Annotated in this window: 21 protein-coding genes and 3 pseudogenes; 4 read left to right on the forward strand and 20 right to left on the reverse strand. The window is 56.4% G+C overall.

Features of this window, described 5'->3' with window-relative positions:
* Positions 1–12: 12 nt before the first annotated feature.
* From paaD to ACR0JI_RS19680, 12 genes are all read right to left on the reverse strand, one after another.
* On the reverse strand, positions 13–471 hold the full coding sequence (gene paaD / locus ACR0JI_RS19625) for a 1,2-phenylacetyl-CoA epoxidase subunit PaaD (protein WP_480476989.1): 459 nt from the start codon (positions 469–471) through the stop codon (positions 13–15).
* Between the two features lie 6 nt (positions 472–477).
* Entirely contained in the window at positions 478–1,236 is a 759-nt protein-coding gene (paaC, locus tag ACR0JI_RS19630) for a 1,2-phenylacetyl-CoA epoxidase subunit PaaC (RefSeq protein ID WP_480496120.1), read from the reverse strand.
* Positions 1,236–1,520, reverse strand: a complete 285-nt coding sequence (gene paaB, locus ACR0JI_RS19635; RefSeq protein WP_209507558.1) for a 1,2-phenylacetyl-CoA epoxidase subunit PaaB — start codon at positions 1,518–1,520, stop codon at positions 1,236–1,238. The genes paaC and paaB overlap by 1 nt, the downstream gene beginning before the upstream one ends.
* A gap of 23 nt (positions 1,521–1,543) precedes the next feature.
* Positions 1,544–2,521: a 1,2-phenylacetyl-CoA epoxidase subunit PaaA gene (gene paaA / locus ACR0JI_RS19640; RefSeq protein ID WP_480476985.1), complete on the reverse strand. Its 978-nt coding sequence runs from the start codon at positions 2,519–2,521 to the stop codon at positions 1,544–1,546.
* Positions 2,522–2,536: 15 nt separating this feature from the next.
* Complete coding sequence (pcaF, locus tag ACR0JI_RS19645) at positions 2,537–3,739, reverse strand: 3-oxoadipyl-CoA thiolase (protein ID WP_480476983.1); 1,203 nt, start codon at positions 3,737–3,739, stop codon at positions 2,537–2,539.
* 189 nt (positions 3,740–3,928) lie between these two features.
* A complete protein-coding gene (locus ACR0JI_RS19650; protein WP_480496122.1) occupies positions 3,929–4,744 on the reverse strand; it encodes a PaaX family transcriptional regulator C-terminal domain-containing protein in 816 nt (271 codons plus the stop codon).
* A 62-nt stretch (positions 4,745–4,806) separates the two neighbouring features.
* Complete coding sequence (gene paaZ, locus ACR0JI_RS19655; RefSeq protein WP_480496124.1) at positions 4,807–6,837, reverse strand: phenylacetic acid degradation bifunctional protein PaaZ; 2,031 nt, start codon at positions 6,835–6,837, stop codon at positions 4,807–4,809.
* Positions 6,838–6,956: 119 nt separating this feature from the next.
* Positions 6,957–8,144 (reverse strand): cytochrome P450, encoded by a 1,188-nt coding sequence (locus ACR0JI_RS19660; RefSeq protein WP_480476979.1) that lies wholly within the window; start codon positions 8,142–8,144, stop codon positions 6,957–6,959.
* A complete protein-coding gene (locus tag ACR0JI_RS19665) occupies positions 8,144–9,496 on the reverse strand; it encodes a TRAP transporter large permease (protein WP_480478172.1) in 1,353 nt (450 codons plus the stop codon). Before ACR0JI_RS19665 ends, ACR0JI_RS19660 begins: the two co-directional genes overlap by 1 nt.
* Complete coding sequence (locus ACR0JI_RS19670) at positions 9,493–9,999, reverse strand: TRAP transporter small permease (protein ID WP_480476977.1); 507 nt, start codon at positions 9,997–9,999, stop codon at positions 9,493–9,495. The genes ACR0JI_RS19665 and ACR0JI_RS19670 overlap by 4 nt, the downstream gene beginning before the upstream one ends.
* A gap of 57 nt (positions 10,000–10,056) precedes the next feature.
* Entirely contained in the window at positions 10,057–11,076 is a 1,020-nt protein-coding gene (locus tag ACR0JI_RS19675) for a TRAP transporter substrate-binding protein (protein ID WP_480476975.1), read from the reverse strand.
* A 70-nt stretch (positions 11,077–11,146) separates the two neighbouring features.
* Complete coding sequence (locus tag ACR0JI_RS19680) at positions 11,147–13,180, reverse strand: FAD-dependent oxidoreductase (RefSeq protein WP_480496126.1); 2,034 nt, start codon at positions 13,178–13,180, stop codon at positions 11,147–11,149.
* A gap of 103 nt (positions 13,181–13,283) precedes the next feature.
* On the opposite strand from ACR0JI_RS19680, the gene paaG reads away from it, so the two are divergent.
* From paaG to ACR0JI_RS19700, 4 genes are read left to right on the forward strand one after another with little or no spacing between them, the layout of a single operon-like run.
* Positions 13,284–14,069 carry a 2-(1,2-epoxy-1,2-dihydrophenyl)acetyl-CoA isomerase PaaG gene (gene paaG / locus ACR0JI_RS19685; protein ID WP_480496128.1) on the forward strand — a complete coding sequence of 262 codons (786 nt, stop codon included), beginning with the start codon at positions 13,284–13,286 and terminating at the stop codon, positions 14,067–14,069.
* A gap of 2 nt (positions 14,070–14,071) precedes the next feature.
* The gene (gene paaI / locus ACR0JI_RS19690; protein WP_480496130.1) at positions 14,072–14,491 is read left to right on the forward strand and encodes a hydroxyphenylacetyl-CoA thioesterase PaaI; all 420 of its coding nucleotides are present in this window, start codon (positions 14,072–14,074) and stop codon (positions 14,489–14,491) included.
* Between the two features lie 30 nt (positions 14,492–14,521).
* The gene (gene paaK / locus ACR0JI_RS19695) at positions 14,522–15,832 is read left to right on the forward strand and encodes a phenylacetate--CoA ligase PaaK (protein ID WP_480496132.1); all 1,311 of its coding nucleotides are present in this window, start codon (positions 14,522–14,524) and stop codon (positions 15,830–15,832) included.
* A 3-nt stretch (positions 15,833–15,835) separates the two neighbouring features.
* Positions 15,836–16,432, forward strand: coding sequence for a TetR/AcrR family transcriptional regulator (locus ACR0JI_RS19700; protein WP_480496134.1), 597 nt, complete (start codon positions 15,836–15,838; stop codon positions 16,430–16,432).
* Between the two features lie 131 nt (positions 16,433–16,563).
* On the opposite strand, the gene ACR0JI_RS19705 is transcribed toward ACR0JI_RS19700, so the two are convergent.
* The 8 genes and pseudogenes from ACR0JI_RS19705 to ACR0JI_RS19740 form a co-directional block, all read right to left on the reverse strand.
* On the reverse strand, positions 16,564–17,253 hold the full coding sequence (locus ACR0JI_RS19705) for a hypothetical protein (RefSeq protein ID WP_480496136.1): 690 nt from the start codon (positions 17,251–17,253) through the stop codon (positions 16,564–16,566).
* A 393-nt stretch (positions 17,254–17,646) separates the two neighbouring features.
* On the reverse strand, positions 17,647–19,044 hold the full coding sequence (locus ACR0JI_RS19710; protein WP_480496138.1) for a pyridoxal phosphate-dependent decarboxylase family protein: 1,398 nt from the start codon (positions 19,042–19,044) through the stop codon (positions 17,647–17,649).
* Positions 19,045–19,166: 122 nt separating this feature from the next.
* Positions 19,167–19,292 carry a hypothetical protein gene (locus ACR0JI_RS19715; RefSeq protein WP_480496140.1) on the reverse strand — a complete coding sequence of 42 codons (126 nt, stop codon included), beginning with the start codon at positions 19,290–19,292 and terminating at the stop codon, positions 19,167–19,169.
* Between the two features lie 315 nt (positions 19,293–19,607).
* Positions 19,608–19,988 (reverse strand): annotated as a pseudogene (locus ACR0JI_RS19720) (transposase); the annotation flags it as partial.
* Positions 19,989–20,096: 108 nt separating this feature from the next.
* Positions 20,097–20,290, reverse strand: a pseudogene (locus ACR0JI_RS19725) (IS6 family transposase); the annotation flags it as partial.
* Between the two features lie 204 nt (positions 20,291–20,494).
* Entirely contained in the window at positions 20,495–20,890 is a 396-nt protein-coding gene (locus ACR0JI_RS19730; RefSeq protein WP_480478154.1) for a hypothetical protein, read from the reverse strand.
* Between the two features lie 44 nt (positions 20,891–20,934).
* Positions 20,935–21,228 (reverse strand): TniB family NTP-binding protein, encoded by a 294-nt coding sequence (locus ACR0JI_RS19735; protein ID WP_480496142.1) that lies wholly within the window; start codon positions 21,226–21,228, stop codon positions 20,935–20,937.
* A 157-nt stretch (positions 21,229–21,385) separates the two neighbouring features.
* Positions 21,386–21,660, reverse strand: a pseudogene (locus tag ACR0JI_RS19740) (hypothetical protein); the annotation flags it as partial.

Here is a 21,660-nt window from a genome sequence, read left to right on the forward strand (position 1 = left end):
CGGTGCTCCTCCTCAGATGCACTTGAAATAGTCAAAGGGTTCCAGGCAGTCGGTGCAGCGCCAATGGGCCTTGCACGGGGTCGAACCGAACTGGCTGACCTTTTCAACTGCTTTACTGCCGCAATGCGGGCAGCGCTCTGGCCCGCCCGCCGGTTGTGGCGGGGCGATGCCAAACTCTTCCAGCTTGGCGCGACCTTTTTCGCTCAGCCAATCGGTTGTCCAGGCTGGTGAGATGCAGGTTTCTATGCGCAGATCTCCGATGCCGTGATCGCGCAGGGCGGTTTCGATATCCATACTGATGATGGATGTCGCCGGGCAACCGGAATAGGTTGGCGTGACGGTTACGACCAGAGTGTCAGCGTCCCAGTGCACATCGCGCACAATGCCCAAATCCACGACGGAAATAACCGGGATTTCGGGATCGGGCACGGCATCCAGCCAGCTCCATATCTGGTCAGTCGACACCCGCATCCGCTTTTACCAGCTTGCACCGGGATAGGCGCGCTGCAGCCACTGCATCTGCGTCAGCAGATGGCCCAGATGTTCGGTATGCATGCGCCCGTCCCGCCCGCCTTTATGGGCAAATCGGCTTTCCGGAAGGGTCAATGTCGCCTTGGCCAGAACCCGTTTGACCAGCGCATCATATTCTTCGCGCAGATCGGCCGGGTTCGGCGCGATCCCGGCCGCAGCGATCTGAGCGTCGATGTCGTCGCTGACGAACATCTCGCCTACATATGGCCAGAGGTAATCCAGCGCCGCCTGCATCCGGGTGTGACTTTCTTCGGTTCCATCACCCAGACCTACGACCGTTTCTGCCGAACGCTCCAGATGATAGGCGACTTCCTTGCTGGCTTTGGCAGCAATCGCGGCGACACGATCATCAGAAGATGTCAGAAGACGGCCGAGCTTGATCGAATGCCAGGCATCGAACAGGAACTGGCGCATCAGGGTGCGGCCGAAATCACCGTTCGGAACCTCGACCAACAACACATTGCGGAAATCCCACGCGTCGCGCAGAAATGCCAAATCATCGGCGGTTTTGCCGCCGCCTATCTCTCCGGCAAGGCCAAGCCACATCTGGGTCTGCCCAATCAGGTCCAGCGCCGTGTTGGCCAGTGCAATATCCTCCTCCAACACTGGCGCGTGGCCGCACCATTCGCTGACGCGATGGCCCAGGATCAGGGTATTGTCCCCCATCCGCAGCAGGAACTGCTGAAACGCTTCGTCGCGGGTCATCACATCGCCCCCACTTCTTCGGGGATGTCGAAAAAGGTCGGGTGTCGGTACACTTTGCTTTCGCTGGGCTCATACAACGGACCTTTGTCACTGGGCGACGAGGCCGAGATGTTGTTGGCTTCTACCACCCAAATCGACACGCCTTCGTTGCGGCGGGTATAGACGTCGCGTGCGTTCTTGATCGCCATTTCCGCGTCCGGGGCATGCAGCGAGCCGACATGTCGGTGGCTCATCCCATGTTGACCGCGGATGAAGATTTCCCACAGGGGCCATTCGGTATTCATCGGGTTTCCTCCTCAGGGTAAGCTTATTCGGCGGCCAGATTGCCGGCCTGTTTCTTGCGCGCGTGGGCCAACAGCCCGTCACGCACCCATTTGCCGTCATCCCAGGCCTTGTTGCGCGCTGCCAGACGGTCGACGTTGCAGGGACCGTTACCCTTGATCACATCGAAGAATTCCGACCAATCCGGCTCTGAGAAATCGTAATGCCCGCGCTCCTCGTTCCACTTCAGGTTCGGGTCGGGGATTGTCAGACCCAGATATTCGGCCTGTGGGACGGTCTGGTCGACGAATTTCTGGCGCAGCTCATCATTGGTGTTGATCTTGATCTTCCAAGCCATCGACTGCGCGGAGTGGACGGAATCCTTGTCGGACGGCCCAAACATCATCAGCGACGGGTACCAGAAGCGGTTCATCGCGTCCTGCGCCATCTTGCGCTGCTCGGGCGTGCCTTCGGCCATCTTGCGGATCGCGTCATAGCCTTGGCGCTGATGGAAGCTTTCTTCCTTGCAGATGCGGATCATGGCGCGTGAGTACGGCCCGTAAGACGTTCTTTGCAGCGGCACCTGATTCATGATGGCAGCCCCATCGACCAGCCATCCGACGGCGCCGATATCCGCCCAGTTCAGCGTCGGGTAATTGAAGATCGACGAGTATTTCATGCGACCGTCCAGCAGCATCTCGGTGATCTCATCACGGCTGACACCCAGTGTTTCGGCCGCACAATACAGGTAGAGCCCATGGCCGGCTTCATCCTGCACCTTGGCTAGAAGGATTGCCTTGCGTTGCAGCGTCGGTGCACGCGTGATCCAGTTCCCTTCGGGCAATTGTCCGACGATCTCGGAATGCGCGTGCTGTCCGATCTGGCGGATCAGCGTTTTGCGATACCCCTGAGGCATCCAGTCCTTGGGTTCGATCTTGATATCCGCGTCGATCCGCGCCTGAAATTCAGCAAGCTTTTCAGGATCATCGTTAGACGCCTCGGATTCTACCATCTGGGCATACATGTCCCGTCTCCTCCGTTACACGCGTTCAAGAATAAGTGCAGCGCCTTGCCCGACACCGACGCACATTGTGCAAAGCGCATAGCGCCCTTTGGTGCGTTTCAGTTGGTACGCTGCGGTCAACACAAGTCGGGCGCCGCTCATCCCCAATGGATGGCCAAGGGCGATTGCGCCGCCATTCGGGTTCACATGGGCGGCGTCATCGGGCAGGCCCAACTCTCGCAGCGTTGCCAAACCTTGCGACGCGAAAGCTTCGTTCAACTCGATCACATCCATCTGGTCGATGCTCAGCCCGGCGCGCGCCAAAACCTTTCGGCTGGCAGGAACCGGACCAATACCCATGACCCGAGGCTCGACACCCGCGACGGACATGCCAACCACACGGGCAATCGGGGTCAGGCCGTTCTTTGTCGCTGTCGCTTCATTCGCCATCAGGATCGCGGCTGCACCATCATTCACGCCCGAGGCATTCCCTGCAGTCACAGTTTTGTCCGGCCCGTTCACACCCTTGAGGCCCGAGAGTTTTTCCGCTGTGGTTCCCGGGCGCGGATGTTCATCCGTATCGACAACAATCGGATCGCCCTTGCGCTGTGGAATTGAAACCGGCGTGATTTCTTCTTGGAACACGCCTGCCGCGTGCGCCGCAGCCCATCGTGCCTGGCTGCGCTCGGCAAAGGCGTCCTGGTCTTCACGGCTGATCCCATAATCTTCGGCCACATTGTCAGCCGTTTGCGGCATGGAATCGACACCATACTGCTGCTGTAGCCTTGGGTTCACAAAGCGCCAGCCAATCGTCGTGTCGTAAACCGCATTGCTGCGCGTAAACGCCGACGTCGCTTTGGGCATTACAAACGGTGCGCGCGACATGCTTTCCACGCCACCCGCAACTGAAAGATCATAATCGCCTGCCTTGATGCCACGCGCCGCCATTCCGACGGCATCCATGCCACTGGCACACAAGCGGTTTATCGTTGTTCCAGGTACGTCCGTCGGCAATCCGGCCAGCAGGGACGCCATCCGGGCAACGTTGCGATTGCTCTCTCCTGCCTGATTGGCATCGCCATAAATGACGTCATCCACACTGGTCCAGTCGACTTGCGGGTTGCGCGCCATCAGGGCCGCCAGCGGGATAGCCGCCAGATCATCCGTGCGAACCGATGAAAGCGCACCACCATACCGCCCAATCGGGGTGCGGGTTGCGTCGCAGATGAAGGCGTCCATCAATTGGGTCTCCCGTTGGAACACAAGTCATTAACCGTCTGGTCGGTTAATAAATGCTCAATCGATTCGGCGCAAGCATTATGTTACCATGTAATCGCTTATGTCAGCTTTCTGTAACATTAAATGGCACTTCTTTCACATCGTCTTCCAACCCCAAAGAGCGCCATCCCGAGCTCGGCAAAAAACGAGTCAACCACCCACCGCAGATTCCAGCGTTGCAAGATCCGGTTTGGACAATTGTCCCAGCAATCGGGACACCGCCGCGCGACACTCCGCGCCTTTCCAATCGGCGGGCAAAAAGGCCGGAGGCAGGGACGGATGGCGCAGGACCAAACGACGCCACCCATGCACAATCAATACGCGCAGCACCGCTATTTTAAGCGGATCGCCGACGCCATCGACAGGCAGCAGTTGCTCGGTGATCTGAATGGAGTGCAAGAACTGATCATAGGCAGACTTCAGCACTTCAGGGCCACAAAGGTCGCGCAGCCAGCCGGGGATCGAAATAGCGCTGCTTTCAACACCCAGCAGTTCTTCAAGGTTCTCCGGGACGGGTCCTGCCGACATGGCTGTTGTGGGGTTAACCGAAATATAATCTCCGGTCAGCATCAGATCCGCTAACTCTTTTCGCGAACTGTCTGAACTGTTGGCGATAAGCACATGCCAAGTTTCTGGTGTATTCGTCTCGCGGGAATAGATGCGCGGGGCGGCGGCGGCGCTTTGACTACGGCCAAATTCGGTCAATCTGTGAACGCTGTTTCGCCCGACCCGCGTACTTTCGATCCAGCCTTCCTTGCGCAGCCTGTGCAGCGCAACACGCGTGGCTTCGGCCTTGATCCCTGCAAGGTTGGTCAGCGCTGTGATCAGCGCGCCACTAACCTGGTCAGACCCGCTCTGGGCCAGATCACCGAAAATCGTGACCAAAACAGACCACACACGTTGCGTGCCAGTTGTGGTCAACTGGCTGACGCAGGTTTCGAACCATTCTGGGGCCGTATCTTTCATAAGCACAGTATAATCGGGCCGGAGGGAATTGCCATCCAGCCCCTGCGCACCTGCACTTGTGCCTAGTAGGCAACCATGGTCAGTAACTCGTATTCTGCGACCAGCTCATCGTCTTGCTGCGTCAGGGTAACGTGCCAGCGAACCTCGCCGTAGTCGTCATTGCGCTTGGTCTTGTGCTTGACCGTCAAACGAACCTTGATGGTGTCACCAGCCTCGACCGGTTTCATGAAACGCAGCCCGTCAAGACCGGTATTTGCCAAAACCGGCCCCTCGTTCGGTTCGACGAACAATCCGGCTGCGAAAGACAACAGCAAGTACCCATGTGCAACCCTGCCCGGGAAGAACGGGTTACGTTCCGCTGCCGCCTGATCCATATGCGCATAGAAGGTATCACCGGTGAAGTTGGCGAAGTGTTCAATATCTTCCATGGTGATAGTTCTTGTCGCAGTGTGAAGGGTCTCGCCAATCGACAAATCGTGAAACCGGCGGGTAAAGGGATGAGCAGGGCCTTTGACTTCGGTCGCGCCAGGCACCCATTTCCGTCCAATCGCTGTCAGCAGATCGGGCGATCCCTGAATAGCGGTGCGCTGCATATAGTGTTTCACACCCCGTACCCCGCCCATTTCTTCGCCGCCACCGGCGCGTCCCGGACCGCCATGAACCATGTGCGGCAGAGGGGAACCATGACCGGTGGATTCCTTCATCGAGTCACGGCTGTTGAAATACAGACGCCCGTGATAAGCCCCTGATCCCATGGCAACCTGTCGCGCCACTTCTGGATCATGGGTGATTACTGACGCCACAAGAGAGCCCTGCCCCCGGTTCGCCAGCTCAATGGCATGGTCAAGATCGCGATACCCCATCACAGTGCTGACCGGACCAAAGGCTTCGGTATCGTGCACACGTTGCGCCGCGTCAGGATTGGCGCAATGGAAGAGCATGGGCGGTAGGAACGCACCCTTTTCGGCATCAGCGCCCTCAACCACAAAATCATCGGGGTTGCCGAAGACACGCTCGGCCTCTTGCCCAAGGATAGCTGCCTTTTCCAGAACATCACGCTTCTGACCGTTCGAAACCAACGCACCCATACGGGTGGCTTCCAGCTTTGGGTCGCCAATGGTCGTTTTCGCCAGTCGCGCCGACAACGCGTCAATTACCGCCTGTACCTGCGGTTCGGGCGCGATGATCCGACGGATTGCGGTGCATTTCTGCCCTGCCTTCGTGGTCATCTCGCGTTGGACTTCCTTCACGAAGAGGTCAAATTCCGGCGTGCCCGGCGCGGCATCGGGGCCAAGGATCGAACAGTTCAGGCTGTCCTGTTCCGCAACAAACCGTACCGAGTTCTCAAGGATCACCGGGTTGGAGCGCAGTTTCAGGGCCGTATCGGCGGATCCGGTAAAGCTGACCACGTCCTGCATGGTCAGACGGTCCAGCATGTCACCCAAACCACCCGAGACCAACTGCAATGCACCCGCTGGCAAGATCCCGGACTCAAGCATCAACCGAACACACAGCTCGGTCACATAACACGAGCTCGTGGCTGGTTTTACAATCGCCGGAACGCCCGCCAGAAGGGTTGGAGCAAGCTTTTCCAGCATCCCCCAAACCGGAAAATTGAACGCGTTGATGTGAATTGCCACCCCTTGCAGCGGGGTGCAAATGTGCTGCCCCAGGAAAGTACCGTTGCGCGAAAGCTGCTCGACATCGCCATCCAGATAGACATGACCGTCCGGCATTTCACGACGGCCTTTTGCGGCAAAGACAAACATCGTTCCGATGCCGCCGTCGATATCAATCATATGATCCGATTGCGTCGCACCGGTGTTGAAAGACAAATTATACATGACCTGCTTGTGTCGGCCCAAATGGACGGACAGCGCCTTGAGCATTTTGGCGCGTTCATGGAACGTCATTTTGCGCAGTGCCGGCCCTCCGACATTGCGCGCATAGTCCAACATCCCCTGGACATCCAACGCGCTGTTACCCGCTGTGGCGATAACCTCGCCGGTCACAGCGCTTGTTATTGCGCGGGCACCCTCGCCGGGCGAAACCCACTCACCGGCTGCAAAGCTGGAAATCTGTTGGATAGTCATGAGCGTCTCCTCGTCTTAGTCGCGATCCCCGCGCTGCCATAGGCCGGTCTCGCGAAATCATATTTTAAACCGTACGGTCGGTCAATAATTTACCAAGCAATTTTCCCAAGCCGGGTTTCTCAGACCCGCGCGGGTAATCGTGCAAATCCCCGAAACCGGATACGCCCGCCCCGCTCGGCGCCGTCGGTGATGCGATAGTCTGGAAAACGGGTCAGAAACCGGCCGACGGCCACCCGGCCCTCCAGACGCGCGAGGGTCAGGCCGACGCAGGTATGGGGCCCTCCGGCAAAGGCGTGATGCTTGTTGGGGCGTCTGTCCAAGATCATCTCGTCGGGCCGGTCAAACTGCCGTGGATCGCGGTTGGCCGCACCGATACACAGATGAACATCGGTACCAGCCGGAATGGTTTGACCGTGGAACGTTACATCAACAGTGGTCAGGCGATTGCCGAACTGGTTCGGGCTTTCCAGCCGCAGAAACTCGTCCACAGCCGGAACGATCAGGTTCGGGTCAGCCAGAAACTCCGCCCGCTTGTCGCGGTGCCGGTCCAACAGCTCCAATGCGTTGCCGATCAGGTTCGTTGTCGTCTCATGCCCCGCATTCAGGATGAATATGCAGTTTTGATACAGCTCTACCTCGGTCAGGCCACCATCCGTATCGTCCTGGATCAGCCGGGTCAGGACATCCGTTGCCGGATCTCCGGGGTTGGCGCGGCGATCCTCAATGATATTCCTCAGGAAGTCCTTGAAGTCCGAGACCGAGCGGTTACCCCACTCTTCCTGCTCTGGCGTCAATTGCGGCTCCAAAGCACCAAGAATGGCCAGAGACCAATCGCGCAATGGCCCGCGTTCGGATCGTGGTATACCCAGCAGATTGCCGATGATCTCAATCGGGATTGCTCCGGCAAAATCCTCGATCAGTTCGACATTGCCTTTGACCTGCATCTCGTCCAGCAGCCCATCGACAAGCTGGATCAGACCCGGTTCCATTTGCGCCAACGCGCGCGGGTTCATCGCCCCGACCATCACCTTGCGAACACGGGTGTGCAGCGGCGGGTCATTAAACACCAAACTGGTGGTGTGGTGTTCATACAAAGGGCTGTCGACTCCGTATTTTGGACCAAATACCGCTTTCTTGTCCGATATGAACCGCGTGATGTCCCGGTAAGTAAGGTCCAGATCCTCGTACCGAGACAGGATAACCGATCCGTCAGGCTGCCAGCAGACGGGCGTATCCTCGCGCAGCGCGGCGTAGGCAGGATAGGGATCTGTGTGATACCCGTCAGGAAGCGCGGTCAGAGAGAACATCAGTGCCCCATCGCCCCCATTTGTTCAGGCAGAACCAACACCAACCACGGCACCAGAACGATCAGGGCCAGCCGGAAGATATCCGCCACCCAGAACGGAGTGACACCCTTGAAGATTGTTCCGGTTGATACATCCCCGACCACACCTTTCAGAATAAAGACATTCAAGCCGACGGGAGGAGTGATCAGGCTGATTTCAGTCACCACAACCACAACAATACCAAACCAGATCGGGTCATACCCCAACGATGTGACCAGCGGGAAAAAGATCGGCACCGTCAGCAGCAGCATCGACAGGGATTCAAAGACGCAACCCAAAATGATGTAGATTCCAAGGATCATCAGGATCACCACAAAAGGTTCAACGTCATAGGCCGTAACCAACGCGATGAGCGCTTCAGGCAGACCGGCAAGGTTGATGAAATTCGAAAAGATCTGTGCCCCGATCAGAACGGAAAACAATGCCGCGGCGGTATAGGTGGTTTCCTTCAGCACCTCAAAAGTCGACCCCAAAGTAAGCCCGCCTCGTGACAGCGCGATCAGGAAAGCGCCCATTGCGCCCATGCCTGCCGCCTCGGTCGGGCTGAAGGTCAGGTTCAGTGGATGAAAATCGAATGCACCGTACAATCCGCCAATCACCAGAAAGAACAGCAGCAATACGGCCCAGACTGAGCGCACCGCCGACAGACGCTCGGCCCAGCCGTGACGTTCACCCGCCGGTCCCGACTCGGGCTTGCGCGCGACGGTCCAGCGGACGGCAAGCAGGTAGAACAGGATGCCAAGTAGACCGGGAATGATACCCGCAACGAAAAGTTTTCCAATCGAGGTTTCGGTCAGCAGCCCGTAGATGACCAGGATCACCGAAGGCGGAATAAGGATACCAAGCGTACCGCCCGCTGCAATCGATGCCGTCGACAGCTCGTCGGAATAGCCATAGCGGCGCATTTCCGGCATTGCGACCTTGGACATGGTGGCCGCCGTTGCCAGAGACGAGCCGCAAATGGCCGAAAAACCTCCGCATGCCGCAACCGTCGCCATGGCGATACCGCCCCTGAAATGACCCAGAAAAGCATTTGAAACTGCGTAAAGCTCGCGCGCAAGACCACCTTTATTCACGAACAAGCCCATAAGGATAAACAGCGGGACGACCGACAGGCCGTAATCCTGCGCCGTGTCGGTGATCTGACGACCCACCATCGACATCGCGGCTTTCAGCCCACGCTCGGACAGGATGCTGCCACCGCGTTCATAGGCAAACCCAAGCGTTCCGACCAATCCCATTGCAAACACGATAGGTAAGCGCACCAGCACAAGAACAAGAACAAGAACAAAACCGATCAGGGCAGCGGTCATTGGGGGTGCTCCGACAAGGTATGGGGGGCAAGAAAGTGCAAAAAGCCGGTGATGACCATTGCAACAGCGGTGATCGCTATGAACCCAGAGATGAACCAGCCTACATAGAAGACAGGGATCGAAAGGTATTCCGTGACGTCCCCGTAATCCCGCGCGCGCTCGGCAAGTAGCCAGACACGTTGGATCGGCCAGATCAACATGACGCCGGACACCAGATACACGATCCCATCGCGCACCCGGCTTAACCGCAGGCGAGAAAACAGCCCATCCGTCAAGTCCACAGCGATTTGGCCCTTCCCTGCTGAGATCATCGGCAAGACCGAGAACACGAGGATGGCCATCAGGATCCGGGTCAGCTCTGTCGCCGCCTCGATCGGGGCGTTGAAGACAGAGCGCAGGATGACATCAAAGAATGTCATCACCATCAGGATGAATAGCGCGGCACAGGCCAGCAGCGTTGGCACGATACTGACGCGACGCGCAAAGGTCACGAGAGATTGCATAACGGGTCCCCAGCGGGTGAAATCGGCTGGCGGATCGCGTCCGCCAGCCCGACTGCGTTATTGCGCAGCCATTTCATTTACGATCATGTCGTAGGCTGCCTGGGCGTCGATGCCTGTGCCACTGACTTCGTCGATAACCTTGGCGCGTACATCCGCGGCAATCGCATTGAACTTTTCCAGATCTTCAGCGGATGCGGCATGGATTGCGTTACCTTCGGTGCCTTCGGTCTCTTCCCGGCCGATCGCATCGATCTCATCCCAGATCTTGCCAATTTCGCGGCTCAGCGGTTCCCCGAAAACGTTTTCTTCCAGCGCTGCCTGCAGATCGGCGGGCAGATCAGCAAAGGTGTCTTCGTTCATGATAAAGGCAAACGAACCGCGATACAGGCCGCCAGGGACCTCATAGACGTTCTGGGCCACTTCCGTCAGCTTGAAACCTTTGCGGGATTCAAAGGGCATGACGACGCCATCTGCGGCTTTGGAAGCCAGGGTTTCATACACTTTCGGTGCAGGAACCTGGATACCGGTTGCACCCAGCGCCGTGCCCACGTCACCACCAACACCGCCGGGGATGCGAACTTTGAGGCCCGAGACTTCGTCCAGTGTTGTTACCGGGTTGCTGGAATGCAGCTGAGCTGGACCATGCGTGTGCAAAGCGATCACTTTCACACCACGGTGTTCATCCGCTGCCTTCAAATGCGCGTCATATGCCCGCCAATACGCAACCGACGCAGCCTCGGCCGAGCCTTCGTATCCGGGAAGTTCGATCATCTTGGTGGTGACAAACCGACCCGGCTGATAGCCGTGGAATATGATCGAGGCATCGGCAGCGCCATCCATGATCAAGTCCATCTGCGCGGGGGGCGGGGCAAGGCCCAGCTTCAGCTCGGCGGTGACCTGACCATCGGTGGCCTCTTCGATCATCTCGACGAATTTCGGCCACATCTTGGCATTGATGCCATGGGTCGGTGGGGCCCAGCTGGAGATGGTCAGCGTATAGTCTGCCGCAAGCGCCACTGTACCTGAAACGGCCAATGCAGCTGAGGCAAGAAGTGTGCTCAACCTTGTGAATTTCATAGTTCTGTCTCCTCCCTGTGAAACATGAGTCAAGAATGCGTTAATGGTCACTTTTGTAACCATCAACTTGTTAATTGTCTCCAAGACAGCCCGCGACGCGCCATGAACCGGGGCTTTCCTTGGCTACGGTTTCCATCATTGCCTGCGTCGTGCTGGCACCGATTTCCTTGCAGTAGTTCATCGGACCGCCGCGCCAGCGCGGAAAGCCGTAGCCGTGAATTTGAACCATATCGACGGCTTCCGCGGACTCGGCGATCCCCTGCTGAATGATCAACGCGCCCTCATTGTCCAACACCGCCAAAATGCGCGACACGATTTCGTCCTGTGCGTATGCCCGCCGCGTTATGCCCTGATCAGCCGAGTAGGACTCGATCAACGCGTCCACTTCGGGATCACGGATCGGTTCGCGAGTACCGTCTTCATAGCGATACCATCCTTTGCCCGTGCGCTGGCCAAGACGACCCATCTCGCAAAGCTGGTCAGCAATCGTCACATAACGTTCGTTCGGGTCGCGGGTTGCTGCATTACGTTTTCGGTTGGCCCAGGCGATTTGGAGGCCGGTCAGATCTTGCAACTCGTAAGGCCCCATGGGCATCCCGAAAGCTCGCATTGCCTGGTCCACCTGATAAGGCAACGCCCCATCCGCCAGCAAATAATCGGCCTCGCGCCGATACGCAGCCAACATCCGGTTGCCAATAAAACCATCACAGATGCCCGACAGCACAGAAACCTTGCGAAGCCTTTTTCCAAGTGCAAACCCGGTGGCGACAACTTCGGGCGAAGTTTGCGGCGTATGCACGACTTCCAACAGCTTCATAACATGGGCAGGGCTGAAGAAATGCAGGCCAATACACCGCGATTGATTTTCGATACCCGCGAAGATATCGACTGGGCTCAGGTAAGACGTGTTCGTGGCCAGAATCGCGTCACGCTGCATATGGCGGGCCAATTCTGCAAAAACCTGTTGCTTGACTGACAAGTCTTCAAACACAGCCTCGATCGCCAGCTGAGCGTTCGCAGCTTCGGAGTAGCTGTCCACAGCTCGAAACGCAGCAAGGCGTTCCCGCAGCTGTGCTTCGGACATCTTACCCCGCTTGACCGCCCCCTGTAGCAGCCCCTCAACCCGGCTACGGGCGGCGGCAGCTGCATCCAAATCTCTTTCAATCAAAGTAACAGACAGCCCGCCACTCAGGGCAGCGGTGGCGATCCCTGCGCCCATCAACCCGCCACCGACAACTGCGATCCGGCTGATATCGCGCGGAGTAACTCCGGCAATCATGGAAGGTCTGGCCACCTTGCGCTCGGCAAAAAAGGCGTATCGCAGGGCGCGGCTTTCAGGGTTTTGACGTAGAGCCAGATGGCGCGCACGCTCTTTCGGCTGTGCGGCAGCAAAGGGTTCGGACGACCAGCTGAGCGCGGTCAGGTTCTCCAGCGGTGATTGCTGACCCCTGGCGCGTTTTATCAAAGCCAGACGGCTCGTCTCCAGAAAGTCAGACGCGAATTCGCCGACGGGCCTTTGACTGACAGGTGCCGGGCGCTTTGGCAGGTTGGCGACAAAGTCCAGAACAGCTGCCGTTGGGTTATCGGCAATCAGGTCAATTCCGCCGAGATTGGCCATTTCCTCGGCTTTCAGGGTTTTTCCCGAACAGGCGATGTCGATCGCCGCTTCCATTCCAACAAGGCGCGGCAATCGCTGCGTGCCCCCTGCCCCCGGGATGAGGCCCACATTGACTTCCGGCAACCCAAAGCTGGTGCCCGGCGCTGCGATCCGCCACGCGCAGGCCATGGCAATTTCAAACCCGCCACCTAACACGTTGCCGTGCATACAGGCGATAAACGGCACATTGCTGTCTTCGATTTTCTGAACAACATCAGGCAAATGCGGCTCAACCGGAGCCGCATCAAACTCGGACATGTCACCGCCCGCGATAAATGTCCGACCGGCGCAGCACAGGACGGCAACCCGAGCTTTCTGAACTGCATCGACCGCGGCGGCCAGACCCTGCCGAACGCCCGTCGAGGTTGCGTTCACCGGCGGGTTGTCGACCGTGACCCAGGCCACGTCGCCCTTAAAGTCAACACTCACCAGCGACGGCTGCGACATTGGCAATCCCTTTGATCAGTCCAGATTCGGTTCGGGTTTATATATTGACCAACCGTTCGGTTAATGCAATGATTAAGTTGTCACGGGAACAGATGAGACTGCCATGAGCGATACGATCCTTGTACATGATCACGGAAACTGGGTTGAAATAACCCTGAACCGCCCCGACAAGCTGAACTCGTTCAATGAGGAGATGCATCTTGCCCTTCAGGACGCGCTGAAGAGCGCGCGCGAAAATGGTTCCCGCGCGATTTTGCTGACCGGCGCAGGGCGCGGTTTTTGTGCGGGTCAGGACCTTGGAGACCGCGATCCCTCGAAAATGGATGGCCCGCCTGATCTGGGCAAAACTGTACGCACTTTCTATGCCCCTTTGGTTCGACTGATCCGGTCTTTGGATTTCCCGGTAATTTGTGCCGTAAACGGCGTGGCCGCGGGTGCAGGCGCGAACCTTGCACTGGCCTGCGACATGGTTCTGGCCGGGGAAAGCGCAAAGTTCATTCAAAGCTTTTCCAAGGTCGGGCTGATTCCGGACACAGGCGGCAGCTGGCACCTGCCCCGATTGTTGGGCGAAGCGCGCGCTAAGGGGCTGGCCCTGACAGCAATGCCCCTAACCGCCAAACAGGCCGAAGAATGGGGGCTGATCTGGAAGGCGTTGCCCGATGATCAGCTGATGACCGAAGCACGCGCTCTTGCCACGCAACTCGCCAACGGCGCCACCCTTGGGTTGGGCCTGACCAAGCAGTGCATTCAAACAGCAGCCACCACATCCTTGTCCGATCAGCTTGAAATTGAAGCGGACGCGATGAAAACCTGTGGGGAAAGTGCCGATTACGCAGAAGGCGTGTCCAGTTTCCTCGAAAAACGCGCACCGCATTTTCAGGGAAGATGATGATGACCCCAAACGAACGTGCCCAAAAATCCGCGGCAGCGATGTGGGCCAATGACGAAGCCAGTAAATGGTTCGGGATGGAGCTTGTGGAGGTCGAAGAAGGGCGCGCTGTCCTGTCACTGACTGTTGCACCGCATCACTGTAACGGACACGGTATTTGCCATGGCGGCGTCACGCACGCTCTTGCTGACAGCGCTTTTGCCTTTGCCTGCAACAGCCGGAATGTTGCAACGGTGGGACAGCATACAATGGTCAGCTATCTCGCACCAGGACGGAAGGGTGACCGCCTGACGGCTACCGCGACAGAAGTGAACCTGTCCGGTCGCAGCGGTATCTACGACGTCCGCGTCATCAATCAAGACAATACTCTGATCGCTGAATTTCGCGGCATGTCCCGCGCCGTTGGCGGCCAGAATTTTTAAGAATAGTTTCGTGACTGGAGGAGTTACGCGATGGAAGACCTTACCCCCAACAAAGCGGACCTGGACCCGATCGAAATCGCCTCGATCGACGAAATTCGCGCCACGCAGCTTGAGCGCCTGAAATGGTCCGTGCGTCACGCCTATGAAAACGTTCCGATGTACAAGCAGCGCTTTGACGAGGCTGGCGTGCATCCCGACGATCTTCAGCAGCTTTCGGATTTGTCAAAGTTTCCGTTCACGTATAAAAACGACCTGCGCGACAACTATCCGTTTGGTCTTTTTGCGGTCCCGCGCAGCGAGATAATTCGCCTGCACGCGTCCTCCGGCACGACAGGCAAACCGACAGTGGTCGGTTACACAAAGAATGACATCGACAATTGGGCTGACCTTGGCGCGCGCTCTCTTCGGGCGTCTGGGCTGCGCAAGGGCGACATGGTGCACAATGCCTACGGCTATGGGCTGTTCACCGGTGGGCTAGGTGCCCATTACGGGATCGAACGCCTTGGCGCGACTGTCGTCCCGATGTCGGGCGGGCAAACTGAAAAGCAGGTCAACCTGATCAATGATTTCCGTCCTGACGGGATCATGGTTACACCCTCCTACATGCTCAATATCCTTGAACAGTTCCACAAGGCGGGTCTCGACCCACGTGAGAGCTCGCTGAAGGTTGGCGTTTTTGGTGCCGAACCCTGGACTGACGCGATGCGGGACGAGGTCGAGGCAGCCTTCGACATGCACGCCGTCGATATCTATGGCCTGTCCGAGATCATGGGCCCCGGAGTCGCCAATGAATGCGTTGAAACAAAAGACGGACCTGTAATCTGGGAGGATCATTTCCTGCCGGAAATCATCGACCCGGCGACCGGAGAAGTCCTGCCCGATGGCGAAACCGGAGAATTGGTGTTCACGACTCTGACCAAAGAAGGGCTGCCGATGATCCGCTACCGCACACGCGATCTGACGTGCCTGCTGCCGGGGACGGCGCGGTCCATGCGCCGGATGGCAAAGATCACCGGTCGCAGCGACGACATGATGATCCTGCGCGGCGTCAACGTCTTCCCCAGCCAGATCGAGGAACAGGTCATGGCAACGGGCGGTCTTGCCCCCTATTACCAGATCGAGCTCTATAAATCCGGTCGCATGGACGCCATGCGGGTCTTTGTTGAATCCTCCCCCGATTCCACCGACGAGCTGTCAAAAACGGCCGCTGCTCGGATGCTGACCAAGCGGATCAAGGACGTCGTTGGCGTTTCAACCGAAATTGTAGTAGGGGACCCCGGCGACGTCGAACGTTCTCAGGGCAAGGCGAAGCGCGTTGTAGACAATCGCGATAAGGACTGAGCCGTGGCCCGGACAATTGCTAAAGACCACGACCAAAAGCGAGAGCAGATCCTGAAGATGGCGGCAAAAGTGTTTGCCGACCAAGGGTTTGACCGTGCTTCGATGACCCTTTTGGCCAAAGAATGTGGGATCTCGAAAGCAAACATATACCACTACTATGACAGCAAGGATGCCATCCTGTATGACATCCTTGAAACGTACTTGCGTGAGTTGCGGGACCGGATTTGCAATGTTGATCTGGACGGCCTTAGCCCCGAACAGAAACTGCGCAAAGCAGTGCGCGAGATCCTTTTTGCCTATCAGGGTGCAGATGACGAGCACCGGGTTCAGATCAGTGGCATGAGCGCACTGACCGAGGAACAGCAAAAAAGGCTACGGGGCTATCAGCTTGATCTGGTGAACTTTGTACGCGACATACTTCTGGAGTTGTCCCCCGGTTCTTTTGACGGAACCAAGGACAAGCTTCGAGGAGCGACTATGTCAGTCTTTGGCATGTTAAACTGGTATTACATGTGGAACACCGGCGCAGGCCCCAAAGCCCGCGAGGATTATGCCGATCTGGTGAGCACCCTGACTATGCATGGCGTGCAAAAGCTTTAGGCGTGCCCGCTTGGGGAAAACACGCTTGGGGCTGGTCACGTGTGTTATTCTGAAATCTCAGGTCAGACTGGTCGGCTATCCTGAGGCGCGCCAGTAAAGACCGCGACAGCGGCGAGCGCGCGGCCACCTTTTTACTTCTTGCGCACCTTCAGATTGTCCAAAAAGAGCCGTTTCGCTGCCATGACCTCTTCGTCCGACATGTTTGATCTGTTCAATTCAAGAAAGTACTCTGCGGCACCAGCCGTTTGAACATTCAAGTTACTGACAGGCGTCAGATCATCGGACCGTACATTCAGCATCGAAAGCACCTTGGTGACAGGAAATAGACGGTCACTCATATTTGAGGTGTCAAGGGAAACGACGTCAGCATGAGGAGATACCGCATCCTTAACTCGGGCAACTACACCAGCAAGATCTGCACCTTGCTGAAGCAGGCCTGCGTATTCCGATAGGTCTTCCTTAATTCTGTTCGAGCGTATGTTTTGCCAATAAACGCTTTTAATCCAATCAGAAGCATTCCTGGTGGTAAAAAAGAAGGTTACACGCGCTTTACCATCAGCAAACTTTTCGATCTCATTCAGGAGAACCTCAGACAAAAACGGTGCCATGGAATAAGAGTACACGTTTTTGCGCCCTGGAATCAGGCCGGCAAACTCCTCACTACTGACCAACAGCGGTTTGTCTGCTTCGTTTTCAAAACGTGCCAGGGCTTGCCTGAGCAGCTTGCGAAACTTATTAAGCACTCGTTCTTCTTGCACCACAGAAAAGCGCCGTGCTGAGAAGCCAGCCTCTTTCAGATCACTCGGAACAAGAATATTCACTCTGCTCTTCAATCGGGAACGGTTTCGGAGCAACATCGTTTGCAGAGTTCGAGTGCCTGTTTTGTGAAACCCCTGATGTACGACTACTTTCAACGTTTATTTATCCTTACTCAACCCTTATCGAAATTGATGGAAAAGCACTTCACTCAATACCTTTTATCCTTCACAGACCCACATGTAACCTTAGACCTTCCCCCCAGTGGTCCCTCATTCATAACGAGAGGGTGCGGGTTCGGTTTTCATAGTCTTCGGTTTCGGTTAGGGCAAACTCACCTGCGGCGATAACCTCATACGGGCTGGAAAACTCGGGGAAATCACCATTCAGAGTGATCGCACCATCCTAGGTAATCGCGCGAAAGACGGTATCCCTTGCAGCACTTAACGTTGCGAATTTCATAGCAGGCTCTCCCAGACATCGCGGATGACATCCGCGGCCATCAGCACGTCATCGCGGGATGTGTCGAATTGCCCAACCTGAAAGCGGATGATCTTGCGGCCATCGAACATGCCTTGCGTCAAGTAGATTCGGCCATCGTCATTCAGCGCATCCACCAGCCGCTGCTGCGCAGCGTCATCCCCAGGACAGCGAAAGGAAAACAGGCTCAGGATCGGGCCGGTGGTGACCTCAAACCCCTCCATCGCGCCGATCTTTTCTGCAAGTTCATTGGCCCAGAGCACATGGTTGCGAATACGGTCCCGCAACCCGTCGAGACCGTATGATCGCAACAAGAACCAGATCTTCAATGCCCGGAACCGACGACCCAGGGGGATGGTCCATTCCGAATAATTCGTCACCTCTGCCCCAGTGGTCTTGAGGTATTCCGGTTCGATCTTAAGCGTGTTGAGCTGTGGCGCGGCGTCCCGCAGAAACTGGATCGCGCAATCGAACTGCGCACCCATCCATTTATGGGGGTTGAAGACAATGCTGTCGTAACGGTCCGCCCCGGGCCAAAGGGCCTCACGAAACTCGGGGCAGATCATCGCCGACCCCGCCCAGGCCGCGTCTAGATGTGTGTAGAGGTCGTATTTTTGCGCAATCTCAGCGACCGCTACCAGATCATCGCAGGCCCCAACCCCGGTACCGCCCGTAATTGCAATGATACCGGCAGGCACATACCCCGCCGCGATGTCACCCTGAATTGCGGCGTCAAGAGCCCCTGCATCAATCGCAAAGGTCGGACCACCTGTAGGCAGTTTCACCAGATTGTCCTGACCAATCCCCGCAACCCAGCAAGCCCGATCAATCGACGAATGCACCTGATCTGAGCAGTAAATGCGCAGCGCGCCCTTGGCGTTCAGGCCTTCGCGGTTGCCGGTAAACCCTGTTGCCCGTTCCCGCATTGTCAACACAGCCGACAACGTGGCTGATGATGCGCTGTCCTGAATAACTCCGGTCATACCTTCCGGCAATCCAAGCGCTTGCCGCAGCCAATCGACCATGACACCTTCGACTTCAGTCGCAGCTGGTGAGGTCTGCCATAACATGCATTGCGCCGCGATTGTGGTCACCAGCATTTCAGCCAGCATCGACGGGGGCGCTGCATTGGCCGGGAAATAGGCAAAGAACCGGGGGTGTTGCCAATGAGTAATACCCGGCATCACGATCTGTTCGAAATCGGCCATGATGGCTTCCATCGGCTCGCCACTATCGGGGGGCGATACCTTTAGCTGGGCCGCGATTTCTCCTTGTGTGGTCTGTGCGCGAACAGGGCGCTCGGCAAGAGTTCTGTGATAGTCGGCCGCCCATTTCGAAATGTGCTGACCCCAATGCGAAAACGTGTCCCAATCCATGCGCAAGCCTTCTTTTGTAACTGAGCACCAATTCGTCCAGTCCCCGACCTTACCTGTTCGGCTCGTGGACTAAAGCCGAACAGGTGTGCATTTTTCAATTGAAAAGGTCCCAGGTTCTGCCTTCAGACCGAAAAACTGACATTCGCCTGACCTGTGCCAGAGCTGCCGAAGTAGGGGGTGTAGATGTCGACCTCACCCTTGTAGCTGCCCCAGCCCAGAGCTCCGAACAGCAAAGCAGTGTCATTCATGGCGCATTCGCCTGTACATTTCTTTGCATAGTCTGGAAGCATTTCAAGGGGCATTGCCAATTGTGGACAGCCCCGGTTTTGCAAGAGTTTTCTTCGAGTTTGTGATCGTTTTGCGTAGCGGTCATTTGTCCGGCCTTTGTGCGCGGCACATTTGACCGCTGGCCCTGATGAAGTCCGCGGGCCGGGTCCCTATCAACTTGCCGGGCTATGACGCTCTGGCAATACCCCGGGGTGTTCCGGCTGCGGCGGCAAGTTCATCGTCACTGGAAATGCCCTTGCAACTCGTATGGAGCGATTTTTGGACGCCCCGAAATCTCAGACTGGCTTATAGGCCTCCTTTTTCGACATGACAGCCCAAACGATCCGTGCGGTCTTGTTCGCCAGAGCCACGCTGACCAGTCGGACTGGTTTGTTTTTGAGCAGGCATCGGACCCATTCTGCGATCTGCGTCTGTGCATGACTGATCCGTCTGAGTACAGCCGTCGCGCCTACAACGAGGAGCTTGCGCAGATAGCCATCTCCCATCTTCGTGATCCGTCCCAACCGGTCCTTGCCTCCCGACGAGTTCTGTCTCGGAACCAGTCCGAGCCAGGCGGCGACCTGGCGTGCCGACCAAAACTGCAAAGGATCAGCGACGGTAGCGGCCATCGCTGTTGCTGTGAGCACGCCAACACCTGGGATCGTGGCCAGCCGCTGGCAAACCTAACTTGTACGATGCCCGGCATGTATGTTCCGATCAAGTTCGGTGATCTCTTCTTCAAGACCGTCCTGTCTGACGTCAGACACAAGAGCGGTCACAAGGGCTTTTCGGCGGCGCACTGTTTCTGCAATCGCACCGGAATACCGTGTGACCCATCGGTTCAGCGTTGTATGATCAACAGAAACGCCTCGTTCGTGCATGATTTCTTCCAGATCACGATAAGACACTCCATATCGGACATAGAAAACACCGCGATCAGGATCACTTCCCTGAGATATTGTGCGCCTTTGAAAGAGATTCTAGTCCGACTTTCGACTTGAAAATACCGATAGTCATTCACCCGCTGGTGGCGCGAGCGTCAATGGCAAAAAATTTGCAACAGAACCCATAGGCATAAGGGTTGCACCAAACGGTTGCGGTCATCAAAGGAGATGTGCCTGGACTGCGCCGGATCGAGCCGGTAGAGGATCGATAAAAAAAACTACCCAATTACAAAATAGTATTAAGAATCTTCATATTCCATCGCATCTTGATCTTGTATTGGAGCACACGCTCCCGTTCTAAGAAGGCAAAAATTAAACCAAAAGTCGTTTCCAAATTCATTTTGGTAGTTCATACCATAGAGCCTTTTGAGGCTCATTTTGCTGCAAAATCTCTGTTCAAACCAAACCACAAAATTCATCCATACATCCACAGCATGATCTTGGCTTTCGATCTCCAGATAATCGATGCCATGGCGACCGTTCAAAGAAAACTCAACCCACGACATATTGTTACCAAATCTCTTTAGCGCATCATCTATGTAACTTTGATTTGGAAGCTGCATATCTCCGAAAAAAATCCACCGAAGCTTTCTTTCAACGCCAACGGCTTGAAGAATGTATGATAGCTTGGACATTCTTCGTCTTCTAAAGTCGGCGCCCCGATCGACGCCGGAGTGCGCTAATAAAATTGCCTCTCGTCGGACGCGAGTGGCACCTGCAGTAATAGGATCGGTGTTCGGGTGACACCTATATCTGCTTCGTATTGGGTTGGGTACAGGCTTTCCATACGCTTAGCGATCATGGTCTTTCCTATCCCTGAGCTGCCATAAACCATAAGGCCAGGCATCCAGGACTGTTTTGGCATCTTTATGAGAGAAGTGAGCCTGTTCAGCATAATATTTGCGCGATCAAATGCGATCCACCTGTCACTGCGGACCAGGTCTAGTCTTTCGTTTGTTTCCATAAATATCATCCATCAGGTAGGTAGGAAGATCCGGATAGCTGGTATCGATCGCGAACATCTCGCGGGATGGATCGCGTTTGGTTTTGTCGTTAGGAAGTCGCGCTTGACGTTCTCCCTCCAGCCGCACCGCCAGAGTTTTCTGCTTGGACGCGTGCGCGATGCGCCTTTATTCTTCAATAATCTGAAAAAGCATCGCCTCCGGGATCGTCCCGCCGTGGCGTTCGTGAAATATCGAACGCGCACGCCGCGACTCCCAAAGCGAAATTCGTGGCCGCGACAGATTCTTGTAGTGCGCTACCATGGTCCGTCCTTCGTCATTTACAGCCCAAATCTGGGACATATCGCGAGGGGGCACTGCCAAATTGATCGCCCTCCGCTTCTCGGATAGCGAGGCACCATGACGATACCCATCTCGATGCCATGCCTGAAGGGCTTTCGTTT

Source organism: Ruegeria sp. N10 (assembly GCF_056531545.1).

Bases quoted from the DNA above. Each gene is read 5' to 3' on its own strand.
- paaD (WP_480476989.1), bottom strand. From the start codon at position 471: ATGCGGGTGTCGACTGACCAGATATGGAGCTGGCTGGATGCCGTGCCC.
- paaC (WP_480496120.1), bottom strand. From the start codon at position 1,236: ATGACCCGCGACGAAGCGTTTCAGCAGTTCCTGCTGCGGATGGGGGAC.
- paaB (WP_209507558.1), bottom strand. From the start codon at position 1,520: ATGAATACCGAATGGCCCCTGTGGGAAATCTTCATCCGCGGTCAACAT.
- paaA (WP_480476985.1), bottom strand. From the start codon at position 2,521: ATGTATGCCCAGATGGTAGAATCCGAGGCGTCTAACGATGATCCTGAA.
- pcaF (WP_480476983.1), bottom strand. From the start codon at position 3,739: ATGGACGCCTTCATCTGCGACGCAACCCGCACCCCGATTGGGCGGTAT.
- ACR0JI_RS19650 (WP_480496122.1), bottom strand. From the start codon at position 4,744: ATGAAAGATACGGCCCCAGAATGGTTCGAAACCTGCGTCAGCCAGTTG.
- paaZ (WP_480496124.1), bottom strand. From the start codon at position 6,837: ATGACTATCCAACAGATTTCCAGCTTTGCAGCCGGTGAGTGGGTTTCG.
- ACR0JI_RS19660 (WP_480476979.1), bottom strand. From the start codon at position 8,144: ATGTTCTCTCTGACCGCGCTTCCTGACGGGTATCACACAGATCCCTAT.
- ACR0JI_RS19665 (WP_480478172.1), bottom strand. From the start codon at position 9,496: ATGACCGCTGCCCTGATCGGTTTTGTTCTTGTTCTTGTTCTTGTGCTG.
- ACR0JI_RS19670 (WP_480476977.1), bottom strand. From the start codon at position 9,999: ATGCAATCTCTCGTGACCTTTGCGCGTCGCGTCAGTATCGTGCCAACG.
- ACR0JI_RS19675 (WP_480476975.1), bottom strand. From the start codon at position 11,076: ATGAAATTCACAAGGTTGAGCACACTTCTTGCCTCAGCTGCATTGGCC.
- ACR0JI_RS19680 (WP_480496126.1), bottom strand. From the start codon at position 13,180: ATGTCGCAGCCGTCGCTGGTGAGTGTTGACTTTAAGGGCGACGTGGCC.
- paaG (WP_480496128.1), top strand. From the start codon at position 13,284: ATGAGCGATACGATCCTTGTACATGATCACGGAAACTGGGTTGAAATA.
- paaI (WP_480496130.1), top strand. From the start codon at position 14,072: ATGACCCCAAACGAACGTGCCCAAAAATCCGCGGCAGCGATGTGGGCC.
- paaK (WP_480496132.1), top strand. From the start codon at position 14,522: ATGGAAGACCTTACCCCCAACAAAGCGGACCTGGACCCGATCGAAATC.
- ACR0JI_RS19710 (WP_480496138.1), bottom strand. From the start codon at position 19,044: ATGGATTGGGACACGTTTTCGCATTGGGGTCAGCACATTTCGAAATGG.
- ACR0JI_RS19715 (WP_480496140.1), bottom strand. From the start codon at position 19,292: ATGAATGACACTGCTTTGCTGTTCGGAGCTCTGGGCTGGGGCAGCTAC.
- ACR0JI_RS19730 (WP_480478154.1), bottom strand. From the start codon at position 20,890: ATGTCCAAGCTATCATACATTCTTCAAGCCGTTGGCGTTGAAAGAAAG.
- ACR0JI_RS19735 (WP_480496142.1), bottom strand. From the start codon at position 21,228: ATGATATTTATGGAAACAAACGAAAGACTAGACCTGGTCCGCAGTGAC.